A 12,945-nucleotide genomic window follows, 5' to 3' on the forward strand; every position below is an offset into this window, starting at 1 on the left:
GGCGCAGAGCGCGGCGTCGCGGCGCGGGCCGCCGATGACCGCGGTGGCGCGCAGCGCCCCGGTCGCCGGATCGAGGAGCGAGACGGACAGGAACCGGTGGGCCGTCGGCCAGGGGACGGTGGCGATCACCGAGAGGGCGCGGCGGAGGAGCTGCTCGTCCGTTCCGCCCTCGCAGACCGCGCCGAGGAGCAGCTCGTACGCGCCGAGCAGCGCGCGGCTGCCGGTCGCCCGACCGGTCGTGGGCCCGACGGCATCCTGCCGATCGTGGGGCGCCTCCGCCATCCCTTCCGTCCCCCCCCCGCTGATCTGCGGTGCATTGTAGTTGATCCGCATGGTAAGGCAAACGTCGGGATGTTGCCCACGTCCGCGGGCACGCGCGGACCGGGAAAGCGGGCTTGCCATCGTGGTGTCGGTCCGGATTCCTGACTCACCTTGATCCAACGCACATCGACAGGCGCCGTCCTGCTGGATCCGTGCGCCCGCGCGGATCGTTGCCGCCCGCGCCTTCCGGGGCCCCGGCTCTTCTGGTACCATGGCGCCCGCCATGACCCGGAAACGCCCGCACGGCCGCGCATGATCTGCACCTCCTGCTATCGCGACCTGCCCGCCGGCGCCGCGTACTGCCCGCGGTGCGGCGCGCGGGTGGCGCCGGGGCCGGGTGTCTGCGAGCCGGTCGTTGCCGCGGCGGCCGTCGCCGGCACCGCCGGGACGTGGCGCAACCCCTGGGAACAGCGCGGCGGGCGGGGCTGGTTCGCCGCCTTCGCCGAGACCCTCCAGGAGTCGCTGTTCAGGCCGAGCGCCTTCTTCCGCGGGACCGCTCCCGAGGGCGGGACGGGCGCGGCCCTCTGGTACGCGGTGATCGTCGGGACGCTCTCGCTGGCGGTGGCGCTGCTCTGGCGGCAGGCCCTCGGCGGGCGGATCCCGATGGAGCACGGCGGCCGCTTCCTGAGGCTGCTCGACGATCGCGCCACGCTGACCGGCCTCTCCGTGTTCCTCCCGTTCGGGATCGCGCTGGGCAACGTCGTCTGGGCCGCGGCGCTGCACGTGTCGCTGGCCGTGGTCGGGGGCGCGCGGGGGGGCTACGGGACCACGCTCAAGGCGGTGTGCTACTCGTCGTCGGCAACGGCGTTCAACGTGTTTCCGGTGTGCGGCGCCGCGCTGGGCGCCATCTGGCAGGTGGTCGTGCAGGTCATCGGGCTGCGTGAGCTGCACCGGACCTCGACGGCGCGGGCCTTCTGGGCGTGGGTCCTGCCGTTCGTGGTCGCCCTGTGTCTCGGCGCGGCGGCGGCGCTCGCGGCCGTGTTCGGCCTGATGCGGATCTGGCACCAGTTGGGGGGGCAGTTCGAGGTCTGATCGACGCCGGGCCCGGCGCCCTGGGGCGTGGCCGGCCCGCGACAACGCGAGAGGCGGGGGAGCATGACGGAGATGTGGGGGGAGTGGGTACGGACGCACGGCTGCGGGGCGCTGCGCGCCGGGGATGCGGGGAGCGAGGTGCTCCTCGCCGGATGGGTGCACAGCCGCCGCGACCACGGCGGGGTGATCTTCGTCGACCTGCGCGACCGCGACGGGCTGACGCAGGTCGTCTTCAACCCGGAGACGAGCGCCGAGCTGCACGAGCGCGCTTCGGCGCTGCGGCCCGAGTGGGTGCTCGGCGTGCGCGGGCGGGTGCGCCCGCGCCCCGAGGGCACCGCGAACCCGAAGCTGCCGACCGGCGCGGTCGAGGTGCTCGCCACCGAGCTGCGGGTGCTCAACCCGAGCGCCACGCCGCCGTTTCCCATCGAGGACCACGTGACCGCCGACGAGTCGATTCGACTGCGCCATCGCTACCTCGATCTGCGCCGCCCGTCAATGGCGCGCAACCTCGCGTTCCGCTCCCGCGTCGTCTCGTTCATGCGCGCCTTCCTCACCGAGCGCGGTTTTCTGGAGGTCGAGACCCCCTTCCTGACCAAGAGCACGCCGGAGGGCGCGCGCGACTACCTCGTGCCCAGCCGCGTCAACCCCGGGCAGTTCTACGCGCTGCCGCAGTCGCCGCAGCTCTTCAAGCAGCTGCTGATGGTGGCGGGCGTCGACCGCTACTACCAGGTCGCGCGCTGCTTCCGCGACGAGGACCTGCGCGCCGACCGCCAGCCGGAGTTCACGCAGCTGGACATGGAGCTCTCGTTCGTGCGGCGCGAGGATATCTTCGAGCTCATCGAAGCGATGATCGGCGGGATCTTCGGGCAGGTCCTCGGGCGCCCCCTGGCGCTGCCGCTGCCGCGGCTGACGTACGCCGAGTCGCTCCTGCGCTACGGCGTCGACAACCCGGACACGCGCTTTGGCCTGGAGATCCGCGAGTGCACCGACCTGGCGCGCGGCTGCGGCTTCCAGGTCTTCTCGAAGGTCGCGGCGGAGGGGGGCGTGGTGCGCGGCATCCGCGCCCCGGGTCTCGCCGAGGCGCTCTCGCGCAAGCACCTCGACGAACTGACCGAGTACGTCAAGCTCTTCGGCGCCAAGGGGCTGGCCTGGGTCAAGGTGGAGGCGGGGGGCTGGGCCGGGGCCGTGGCGAAGTTCTTCTCGCCCGGCGACCAGACGGCGTTCAACGAGCGCTGTGAGGCCGCGCCCGGGGATGCGATCCTCTTCCTCGCCGACCGGGAGAAGACCGTGTGCGAGGGGCTGGGGCGGCTGCGCCTGGAGCTGGCACGGCGCTTCGAGCTCGTCCCCCGCGGGCTGATGAACCTGCTGTGGATCACCGACTTCCCGCTGCTGGAGTACAACGAGGAGGAGAAGCGCCTCGAGGCGAAGCACCATCCGTTCACCGCGCCGATGGACGAGGACCTGCCCCTGCTGGAGACCGACCCGCTGCAGGTGCGGGCCAAGGCGTACGACATCGTCCTCAACGGCCAGGAGATCGGCGGCGGCTCGCTGCGGATCTACCAGCCCGAGCTGCAGCGGCGGATGTTCCGCGCGCTCAACATCCCCGACGAGGAGGCGGAGGCGAAGTTCGGCTTCCTGCTCGAGGCCTTCCAGTTCGGGGCGCCGCCGCACGGCGGCATCGCCCTCGGCCTCGACCGCCTGCTGGCGATCCTGGCCGGCGCCGACTCGATCCGGGAGGTGATCGCCTTCCCGAAGACGCAGAAGGCGACCTGTCCGCTCACCGGCGCGCCGTCGCACGTGGAGTTCAAGCAGCTGCGCGAGCTGCACCTGAAGACGGACGTCCTGCCGCGCGACCCGGCCTAGACGGACGGCGGGGGGCGCTGCGGTGGCGAAGGTCCTCGTCGCCGATGACGACCGGAGCCTCCGTCGCATCCTGCGCTTCGAACTTGCGGAGGCGGGGCACGAGGTCGCCGAGGCCCCGGACGCGGCGGCGGCGTCCGGGCTGCTGGCGGGCCAGGAGTTCGATGTCGCGCTCCTCGACCTGCACATGCCGGGCGGCGGCGGCATGGGCGTCCTGCGCGGCCTGCGCGGGGCGGAGACCGGCCCCGAGGTGATCGTGCTCACCGCGCACGGCACGGTCGCCGTCGCGGTCGAGGCCATGAAGCTCGGCGCCTACGACTTCCTGACCAAGCCCTTTCACTTCGACGAGCTGCGCGCGGTCATCGACAAGGCGGTCGAGAAGGCGCGCCTGCGCCGGGAGAACGTGGCGCTGCGGACGCAGATCGAGCGCGGCCGCGCCCCGCGGGCGATCGTCAGCGCCGACCCGGGGATGGGACTGCTGCTCGAGACGCTGGCGAAGGTCGCCGTCTCGGACCACCCGGTGCTGCTCCAGGGCGAGAGCGGCACCGGCAAGGAGCTGCTCGCCCAGGCGCTGCACGACGCGTCCCCGCGGGCGGGCGGCCCGCTCGTGGCGCTCAACTGCGGCGCGCTTCCCGAGCCGCTGCTCGAGAGCGAGCTCTTCGGCCACGAGAAGGGCGCCTTCACCGGCGCGCATGCGCGCAAGCTCGGTCTGCTCGAGATCGCGCAGCGGGGCACCCTCTTTCTCGACGAGATCGCCGAGCTGCCGGCGTCGCTGCAGGTCAAGTTCCTGCGCGCGCTGGAGAACCGCGTCTTCTTCCGTGTCGGCGGCATCCAGGAGCTGCGCGCGGACGTGCGCGTCGTCGCGGCCGCGAACCGAGACCTCAAGGCGCTGGTCGGGACCGGCGCCTTCCGCGCGGATCTCTACTACCGCATCAGCACCGTGACGCTGCAGGTCCCGCCGCTGCGCGAACGGGCCGGGGACGTCCCGGCGCTCGTGCGGCACTTCGCCGAGCGCGAGGCGGCGGGGCGCGGGCGGAGCTTCGGCGCCGCGGCGCTGCATGTGCTCCGGGCGTACGCCTGGCCGGGGAACGTGCGCGAGCTGCAGAACGTGGTCTCGCGGACGCTGCTGCTGAGCCCGGCGCAGGTCATCGGCGTCGAGGACCTGCCGGCCGACGTGCGCGAGCCCGGCGCGGGCGGCGGCTCCCAGCGGCTCGCCGACATCGAGCGCGAGCACATCCTGCGCGTGCTCGCGCGCACCGGCGGCCAGCGCGGGCGGGCCGCGGAGATCCTCGGCATCGACCCGAAGACGCTCTACCGCAGGCTGCGGGAGGCTGGCGCCGGGGGCGACGCGTGAGGATCGGCGCGCGGCTCGCGCTCGGCCTGGCCGCGGTCCTGGTCGGCGGCGGGCTCGTCGGCGGCGGCGTGTACTACGCCGTCGAATCCGAGCACGAGCAGCACAAGCTCGAGGTCGTCGCGCGGCTGGTCGCCGAGCAGGCCTTCCTGCGCATCGAGGCGCGGATGCGCTCGCACCGGGGCGCCCTGGCCGCGGACGCGCTGGGGAAGCTGGAGCTGCCGGCCTCGGTCAACCGCGTCTTCATCGTCAACGCCGCGGGGACGGTGCGGAGTTCGACGGACCCGGCGCTGCAGGGACGGGTTCTCGCGCGCGATGCAGCGGGGTGCGGCGGGTGCCACGGCGGCGGCGGGAGCGTGGCCGTGGGGGCGCTCCGGCGCTGGGCGCGGCCGCTGAGCGCGACGGGCGCGTGCGCCGAGTGCCACCGCGCCGCGGGCGGGCCGCTCGGCTGCCTCGTCGTGGATCTCGACCTCGGCGAGTACAACCGCGAGGTCGCCGAGCAGATCGGGACGGCCCTGGCGATGCTCGCGGCCCTGCTGGCGCTGGCCGGGGCCGGCACGCTCATCGTGACGCGGCGCTGGATCACGGGGCGGCTCGATGCGCTCGGGCTCGTGATGCAGCGCTTCGAGGGCGGGGATCTCGGCGTGCGCGCGCCGATCACCGGGCGCGACGAGATCTCCCGCGTCGAGGCGGGCTTCAACCGGATGGCCGGCACGGTGCAGGCGCGCGAGCGCGAGGGCGTCGCGCTCCTCGGGCGGCTCAACGCCGCGAACGAGGAGTTGCGCCGCGGCGAGGAGCGGCTGCGGCGGACGCTGGACGCGCAGCGGGTGGTCAACGACGTGCTGCGGCTCTCGCTCGGGGAGCAGCGCCTGGAGGCGGTGCTCCAGCGCGCGCTCGAGCTGGTGCTCGCGATCCCCTGGCTGACCGTCGAGCCCCGCGGCAGCATCTTCCTCGTCGAGGACGGCGCGCTCGTCATGCGCGCGCACAGCGGCCTCGATCCGCGCCTCGCCGAGGCGTGCGCGCGGGTCCCCTTCGGCCACTGCCTCTGCGGGCGGGCGGCGGCGCAGGGGCACGTGGTGCACGCGGCGGATCTCGACGAGCGCCACGACACGCGGTACGCCGGGATGCCCGCCCACGGGCACTACTGCGTGCCGATCCTCTCGCTGGGCCGCGAAGTGCTGGGCGTGCTCAACCTCTACCTGGGCCCCGGCCATGCCGAGAGCCCGGCCGAGGTGGAGTTCCTGACGGCGGTGGCGAACACGCTCGCGAGCGTCATCCGCCGGAGCGTCGCGGAGCGGCGGCTGCGCAAGAGCGAGCAGCGCTTCCGCACGCTCGCCGAGGCGGCGAGCGACACGATCTTCATCGTGGACCCGGAGCAGCGGCTGGCGTTCATCAACGGCACCGGAGCCCGGTTGTTCGGGACGACGCCCGAGCACCTGACCGGCCGCCGGGTGGCGGAGTTCGTGCCGCCGGAGGCCCGCGCGACCGTCGCCGCGGCGCTCGAGGCGGCGCTCCGCGGCGAGGACGGCGGCGCGCGGGAGGACCACTTCGCCTTTCCCGCCGGCGAGGTCTGGCTCGGGACGACGCTCGTCGCGCTCCCCGACGCGGGAGGCGTGTTCGGCATCTCCCGCGACATCACCGGCCAGCGCCAGGCGCAGGCCGAGCGCGAGCGGCTGATCGCGGAGCTGCAGGCGCTGCTCGAGGTCGTCTCGCAGTCGCACCAGGAGTGGCAGGGCACGTTCGACGGGATCACCGACATGATCTCCATCCTTGACGGTGACGCCCGCATCGTGAAGGTGAACCGGGCCTACGCCGCGTACTTCGGCGCGCATCCGCGGGACCTCATCGGCCGGGACTGTCGCGACTTCTGCCTCGCCGGCCACCAGGGCGCGGCCGGCTGTCCGCTGGTGCGGCAGGCCAGGAGGGGCGAGGCGGTCAACGAGGAGGTGCTCGATCCGCGGACCGGCCGCGTGTTCCGCTATTCGATCTTCCCGTACGCCTCGGGCGAGGGGGCGATCAACCGCTTCGTGCACCTTGTCGAGGACGTCAGCGTGGAGCGCGAGCGCGAGCAGCGCCTGATCATGAGCGAGCGGCTCGCGGCGCTCGGGCAGATGGCCTCGGGCATCGCCCACGAGATCAACAACCCGCTGGCCTCCATCGGGGGCTGCGCGGAGGCCCTGCTGCGCCGCCTGGAGCGCGGCCAGATCGACCCGGCCCTCTTCGCCGACTACCTCGGCATCGTGCACGAGGAGGTCTTCCGCTGCAAGAAGATCACCACCGCGATGCTCTCCTTTGTCCGCCCGGGCGGTGCCGAGGATGCCGCCGTGGCGCCCCACGAGGCACTGGAGCGCGCGGTCGAGCTCATCGGCTTCCAGGGACGGCTGCAGGCCGTCGAGGTGGTCCGCGAGTACCCGGGCGACCTGCCGGCGGTCCGCGTCCGCGAGGACGAGATGCGCCAGGTGCTGCTCATCGTGCTGACGAACGCGCTGGATGCGATGCAGGAGGTCGGGACGCTGCGGCTGGGCGGGGCGGCGCACGAGGGCGGCGTCACACTGAGCATCTGCGACTCGGGCCCCGGGATTGCGCCGGAGGCGGCGGGCAAGCTCTTCACGCCTTTCTTCACGACGAAGGGGAACCGGGGCGGCACCGGCCTCGGTCTTTCAATCGCCCGGCGCATCATTGAGGAGCGGCAGGGCTCGATCGCCATCGAGTCGCCGCCCGGTGGCGGCGTCACCGTGCGGATTACCTTCCCGACCGCCTGAATCCCGCCCCCCCCGGTGATCGGGCATTCTGCCCGACGCTCGGGCGAAGTGCCTGAGATCCCCGCGGTATCCAAATCTGTAACTGACTGCTTTGGCTCGTCTTTCTCTTTGGCATATTCGGTGCATTTGCCCATCCGCGAGAAGCGCCGACATCGCGGACAGGCCGCGGTGGCGGCGGGGGGAGGGAGGCGAGATGGCGAAGGGAATGCAGATCGTGGTCTTCGGGATGGGCAAGGAGTTCTTCGGCGTACCGATCGATGAGGTCCACGAGATCGTCCGGGTCCCCGAGGTCACGGCGGTCCCGGAGGCGCCCCAGTTCCTCGAGGGGTTGATCAACCTGCGAGGGAAGATCCTGCCGGTGATCGACCTGCGCCGGCGCCTGCGCTTCGCGGAGTCCGCGCGCGACAAGCACACGCGGGTGCTCGTCTCCGAGGAGGGCGGGAAGCTCGTGGGGCTGCTCGTCGACGCCGTCTACGAGGTGATCCGCGTGGCGGACGGCGCCCTCGAACCGCCACCGGACATCGTCGCCGCGAGCGGGGTGGAGTACATCAGCGCGGTCGCGAAGGTCGACAGCCGCCTGATCTCGCTGCTGGACTTCCGCAAGGTCCTCGGCCTTGAGGATCTCAAGAGGGCGACGGCGCCGGCCCGCCAGTCGTCGGACACCCAGGCCGCCTGAGAGGGGGGGATCGACATGGGACTGGGCCGCCGCGCCTTCGCCGCGACGCTGCTGGCGGTTCTCGCCGCGTGGGCGGCGCTGCCGTCGCTGCTCGCCGCGCAGGAGACCGTGAAGCTCGGGCTGAACTACCCGCGCACGGGGCCGTACTTCACGCAGGGCCTCGATCAGTTCCGCGCCGCGCAGATGGCGGTCGAGGAAGTCAACGCCGCCGGCGGGATCCTCGGCCGGCGGGTCGAACTGGTCTGGCGCGACTCGCAGTCGAAGGTCGACGTCACGCGCCGCAACGTGCTCGAGCTCATCGAGCAGGAGCGCGTCGCGATGCTCTTCGGCGGCTCGGCCAGCAGCGTGGCGGTGGCCGCCGGCGAGATCGCCCAGCAGAAGGGCGTGCCGTTCTTCGGGACGCTGACCTACTCGACCGCGACGACGGGCACGGACGGGCACCGCTTCACGTTCCGCGAGTGCTACGACTCCTGGATGGGGGCCAAGGTGCTCTCGCGGTACCTGACGAAGCAGTTCGCGGGCCGGAAGTACTTCTACATCACCGCCGACTACACCTGGGGCTGGACGACCGAGGACTCGCTGCGCCGCCTGACGGGCACCACCGACACGGCGGCGCACCCCGGGGTCAGGACGCCGTTCCCGACCGCGACCGCGAAGGATTTCCGCGCGGCGCTGGAGCGGGCCGCCGCCGCGCGCCCCGACGTGCTCGTGCTCGTGCTCTTCGGCACGGACATGGTCAACACGATCAACATGGCCAACGGCCTCGGGCTCAAGCAGGCGATGCAGATCGTGGTGCCGAACCTGACCCTCGGCATGGCGGAGGACGCGGGGCCGCAGTCGATGGCGGGGGTCCTCGGGGCGCTGCCCTGGGCGTGGAACGTGCCGTACAAGTACGGCTACGCCGGGGGCCAGCGCTTCGTCGAGCGCTTCGCGGAGCGCTACAAGCGCTATCCCTGCACCTCGGGCGCGTCGGCGTACGTCATCGTCCAGGAGTACAAGGCGGCCGTCGAGCGCGCCGGCTCCTTCGACGGGCCGGCCGTGGTCCGCGCGCTCGAGGGGCACGCGTACACCCGGCTCAAGGACGCGCAGACCTGGCGGCCCTTCGACCACCAGTCGGTCCAGACCGTCTACGCCGTGCGCTGCAAGCCGGCGGCCGAGGTGCTGCGGGACAAGTTCAAGGAGGACTACTTCGAGATCCTCGACGCGCTGCCCGGCCAGGAGGCGGCGGTGACGCGCGAGGAGTGGCAGGCGTTGCGCGCGGCAGCGGGGAAGGCGCCGGCGCTCGAGAAGCTCCCCGGCGAATAGCCGCCGGCGGCGCGAAAGGGGGGTGCCGAGATGCGGTTCAAGGTGCGAGGGCTGCGGACGATCACGGCCAAGTTCATGGCCGTCACGGTCCTGCTCACGGTGGTCCTGCTCGGGGCGCAGGGGATCTACGTCGTGCGCAGCAACAACACGCTCGCCCGCGCCATGCTGCGCGCGCGCGGCGAGGCGATGACGAGCTTCATGGAGAAGATCGGCCTGACGTACATCAGCTTCTACAACATCGCCGCGCTGGACGCGTTCGCGCAGCAGGCCGCGAAGGACCCGGAGATCGCGTTCGCGGCCTACTACGACGACAAGGGACGGCCGCTGACGCAGGACCCGGAGCACTTCAAGGAGCCGCCGCTTGCCGCCGGAATGCTGGCCTTCGAGCGCGAGATCAAGAACGACGAGGGGCAGCTGCTGGGCCGCCTCAGGCTCCATTACGACCAGAGCGGCCTCCAGGCCGGCCTCCGCCGCGGCTACGTCACGGTCGCCGTCGGCGTGCTGCTGACCGTGCTGCTGTTCACCGCGGGGATGTACGCGCTCTCGCGCTGGGTCGTGAACCGCCCCCTGGCGCGGCTGGCGCGCACCGTCGGCACGGTCGCCGCGGGCGACCTCACGGCGCGCGCGGATGACGGCGGCGGGGACGAGATCGCCGATCTGGCGCGCGATGTCAACCGCATGATCGACGCGCTCGCGGTGCTCATCCGCCGGGTCAAGGACTCCTCGGACCGCATCGCGGAGGCCTCCAACCGGATCGCCGACACCGCGCTGCGCGTGGCCTCAGCCGCGCGCGAGACCGCGAGCACCTCCGAGCAGGCCGCCCGCCTCAACGAGTCGTCGGCGACCGCGGTCGAGGAGACCACGGCGACGATGCACGAGATGTCGACGAACATCCAGAACGTGGCCCGCAACAGCCAGGGCCAGGCGACGGCGGTGACCCAGACCTCGGCCTCGGTCGAGCAGATGGCCGTCGCCGTCGGCCGCATCGCCGCGACGGTGAGCGTGTTCGTCGATCTCTCGCAGCAGGCGCGCACCGCGGTCACCGACGGCCTCGGCGCGGTCGACAAGTCGGTGCGGGGGACCGACGAGATCAGTGCGGCGATCGTGCGCTCTGCGGACACGATCGGCGCGCTCGGCGGCAGGGTCGAGGACATCGGGCGGATCGTGGACGTCATCGACGAGATCGCCGAACAGACCAACCTGCTCGCGCTCAACGCGGCGATCGAGGCCGCGCGCGCGGGCGAGCACGGCCTGGGCTTCGCGGTCGTCGCCGACGAGGTCCGCAAGCTCGCGGAGCGCTCGGCGCGCTCGACGCGCGAGATCGCCGAGCTGATCTCGGGCATTCAGAAGGAGTCGCAGGCTGCGGTCCGGCTCATGGAGCGCTCGACGAGCCTCGTGGAGCGCGGCGTCGAGATGAGCCGGCAGGTGGGCGAGTCGCTGCACACGATCGAGGGGCACGTCGTGGAGGTCGACCGCTACGCCCGCGAGGTCGGGGCCGCCGTCCAGGAGCAGTCCCGCGGCAGCAGCCAGATCGCGAAGGCCGCCGAGAACCTGCGCGAGATCACGCACGAGATCAGCTCGGCGGCGGACGAGCAGGCCATGGCCGCCGAGCAGATCGTCAGGACGATGGAGCGCATGCGCGGACAGCTCCACGACGGCGCCGCCCAAGGGGCGACGCTCGCGAAGGCCGCCGACGAGCTGCACCGCACGAGCGCGACGGACCTCTCGGAGGCCGTGACCAAGCTGCGCGAGCAGTCGGAGGAGTTCCGGGAGATCGTCGGCGCCTTCACGCTCGAGCGGGAGGCGGCGGCGGAGACGCCGGCGGCGGCCCTCGGCGGGACGCGGCGGCTCCCGCGGGCGGCGTAGCGGCGGGCGGGCGGAGACGGGCGGAAACGACGGGCGGGCGGGGCGATGCTCACGCAGGAGGAGTTCTCCCTCTTCCGGAACCTGATCTACCGGGAGTCGGGCATCTACCTGCAGGAGGGCCGGCGGGAGTTCCTGGAGTACCGGCTGCGCCGGCGCATGCAGAGCACCGGCGCGGCGAGCCCGTACTGGTACTACCGCCACCTGCTCGGGGCCCCCGAGACCGAGCTGCCGGAGCTGCTCGAGCTGCTGACGATCAACGAGACCTCGTTCTTCCGCAACCAGGCGCAGTTCGACCTGCTGCGCGAGACGGTGCTGCCGGCCCTCGCCCGCGCCAAGGCGCGCTCGCCGCTGCCGCGGCTGCGCGTCTGGTCCGCGGGCTGCTCGACCGGCGAGGAGCCCTACTCGATCGCGATGACGCTGCTCGAGCAGCTGGGGCAGCTGGGGCAGCCCGAGGGGTGGGAGCTGCGCGTCTTCGCCTCGGACCTGAACATGAGGGTCCTCGCGGCGGCGCGGCGCGGCTGCTACCAGGCCGCGCGCGTGCGCGACGGCGTCGGCGAGCCGCTGCTGCAGCGGTACTTCGAGCAGCGCGGCGAGCAGTACGCGGTGCGCGAGTCGCTGCGCCGGCTCGTGGTCTTCGACTTTCACAACCTCAAGCACGAGAACGGCCTGCGCGACCTGGACGTGATCTTCTGCCGCAACGTGCTGATCTATTTCGATCAAGAGGAGCAGCGCAAGGTAATCGACCGGTTCCACCGCAACCTGGCGCCGGGCGGGTTCCTGTTTCTCGGGCACTCCGAGAGCCTGCAAGGCGTGGACTCGCGCTTCGAGTTCGTGTTCGACCGCAAGGGCGCGGCCTACCGCAAGCCCGTGGAGGTGACGTCGTCGTGAGGATCCTGCTGGCGGAGGACGAGCGCAACTTCGGCCGTGTGCTGGAGGCGGAACTGAGCGAGATCGGGCACGAGGTCGACCTGGTGCCCGACGGCGTGGAGGCCGTGCTGCGCTGCATCGAGCGCGAGTACGACTTCGCGCTGCTGGATATCAAGATGCCGCGGCTCGACGGGATCAACGCCCTGCGCATCATCAAGCGGCTGCGCCCGGGGCTGCCGGCGATCACCTACTCGGGCAACGCCGGCAGCGGCGAAATGGCGGAGTCGATCCGCGCCGGCGCGATCCGCTGCCTGACCAAGCCGCTGGCCATCGCGCGGCTGCGCGAGGAGATCGAGCACCACGCGGCGCGGCGACAGGGGACGGGCCGGTGAGCGCCCGGCTCGAGCACCTCGACGCGGAGGAGGTCCGGGAACTCCGGCGCCTGTTCCTCGCGCAGTCGGGCGAGCTGCTCGAGCAGATGCAGGAAACCCTGGTGGCGCTCGAGCGCGACGGGCTCGACGGCGAGGGCGTGCGCCTGGTGAAGCGCGCGCTGCACACGGTCAAGGGGGACGCGACGTCGATGGGCTTCGAGGCGGTCGGCCTGCTCTGCCACCGCCTCGAGGACGTGCTCGCGATCGCGGCGGCCGAGCCCACGCGTGCCGCCGCGGCCCTGGAGACGTTGTTTGCGGGAGCCGACGGCCTCGCCGCGATGCTTGCCGCCCTGGCGGCGGGAGAGGAGCCGCAGCCGCCGGCGGCGGCCGAGGAGCGCTGCGAGGCCTTTCTCATGGCCGAGCGCGCGCCGGCCGCGCGCATGGCTCCGCTCTCGCCGGAGGAGCGGCTGGAGGCGGCGGCGGCCACGGGGCGGGGGCTCGGGCTGTTCTTCGTCGAAGCCGCCGTGCACCCCG

At 72.6% G+C, this 12,945-nt stretch carries 11 protein-coding genes; 10 read left to right on the forward strand and 1 reads right to left on the reverse strand.

All coding sequences use genetic code 11. The features are described from left to right. Positions 1–282, reverse strand: a 282-nt coding sequence (locus VI078_03965; GenBank protein HEY5998441.1) for a hypothetical protein, incomplete at its 3' end; no start/stop codon positions are given. A gap of 291 nt (positions 283–573) precedes the next feature. On the opposite strand from VI078_03965, the gene VI078_03970 reads away from it, so the two are divergent. The 10 genes from VI078_03970 to VI078_04015 form a co-directional block, all read left to right on the forward strand. Beyond that, the gene (locus VI078_03970) at positions 574–1,353 is read left to right on the forward strand and encodes a YIP1 family protein (protein HEY5998442.1); all 780 of its coding nucleotides are present in this window, start codon (positions 574–576) and stop codon (positions 1,351–1,353) included. Between the two features lie 63 nt (positions 1,354–1,416). Beyond that, positions 1,417–3,216, forward strand: a complete 1,800-nt coding sequence (gene aspS / locus VI078_03975; protein ID HEY5998443.1) for an aspartate--tRNA ligase — start codon at positions 1,417–1,419, stop codon at positions 3,214–3,216. 22 nt (positions 3,217–3,238) lie between these two features. Further along, a complete protein-coding gene (locus VI078_03980; protein HEY5998444.1) occupies positions 3,239–4,567 on the forward strand; it encodes a sigma-54 dependent transcriptional regulator in 1,329 nt (442 codons plus the stop codon). Further along, positions 4,564–7,326 (forward strand): PAS domain-containing protein, encoded by a 2,763-nt coding sequence (locus VI078_03985; protein ID HEY5998445.1) that lies wholly within the window; start codon positions 4,564–4,566, stop codon positions 7,324–7,326. The genes VI078_03980 and VI078_03985 overlap by 4 nt, the downstream gene beginning before the upstream one ends. A 193-nt stretch (positions 7,327–7,519) precedes the next feature. Beyond that, positions 7,520–8,002 carry a chemotaxis protein CheW gene (locus VI078_03990; protein HEY5998446.1) on the forward strand — a complete coding sequence of 161 codons (483 nt, stop codon included), beginning with the start codon at positions 7,520–7,522 and terminating at the stop codon, positions 8,000–8,002. 15 nt (positions 8,003–8,017) lie between these two features. Beyond that, the gene (locus VI078_03995; GenBank protein ID HEY5998447.1) at positions 8,018–9,307 is read left to right on the forward strand and encodes a substrate-binding protein; all 1,290 of its coding nucleotides are present in this window, start codon (positions 8,018–8,020) and stop codon (positions 9,305–9,307) included. A 30-nt stretch (positions 9,308–9,337) separates the two neighbouring features. Beyond that, entirely contained in the window at positions 9,338–11,173 is a 1,836-nt protein-coding gene (locus VI078_04000; GenBank protein HEY5998448.1) for a methyl-accepting chemotaxis protein, read from the forward strand. 45 nt (positions 11,174–11,218) lie between these two features. Further along, a complete protein-coding gene (locus VI078_04005; protein HEY5998449.1) occupies positions 11,219–12,061 on the forward strand; it encodes a protein-glutamate O-methyltransferase CheR in 843 nt (280 codons plus the stop codon). Beyond that, entirely contained in the window at positions 12,058–12,432 is a 375-nt protein-coding gene (locus tag VI078_04010) for a response regulator (GenBank protein HEY5998450.1), read from the forward strand. Before VI078_04005 ends, VI078_04010 begins: the two co-directional genes overlap by 4 nt. Continuing rightward, positions 12,429–12,945 (forward strand): Hpt domain-containing protein (locus VI078_04015; GenBank protein ID HEY5998451.1); only part of this gene is annotated, 517 nt, incomplete at its 3' end. The genes VI078_04010 and VI078_04015, both read left to right, overlap by 4 nt.

It is taken from the genome of bacterium (assembly GCA_036524115.1).
Lineage (GTDB): Bacteria > JAUVQV01 > JAUVQV01 > JAUVQV01 > DATDCY01 > DATDCY01.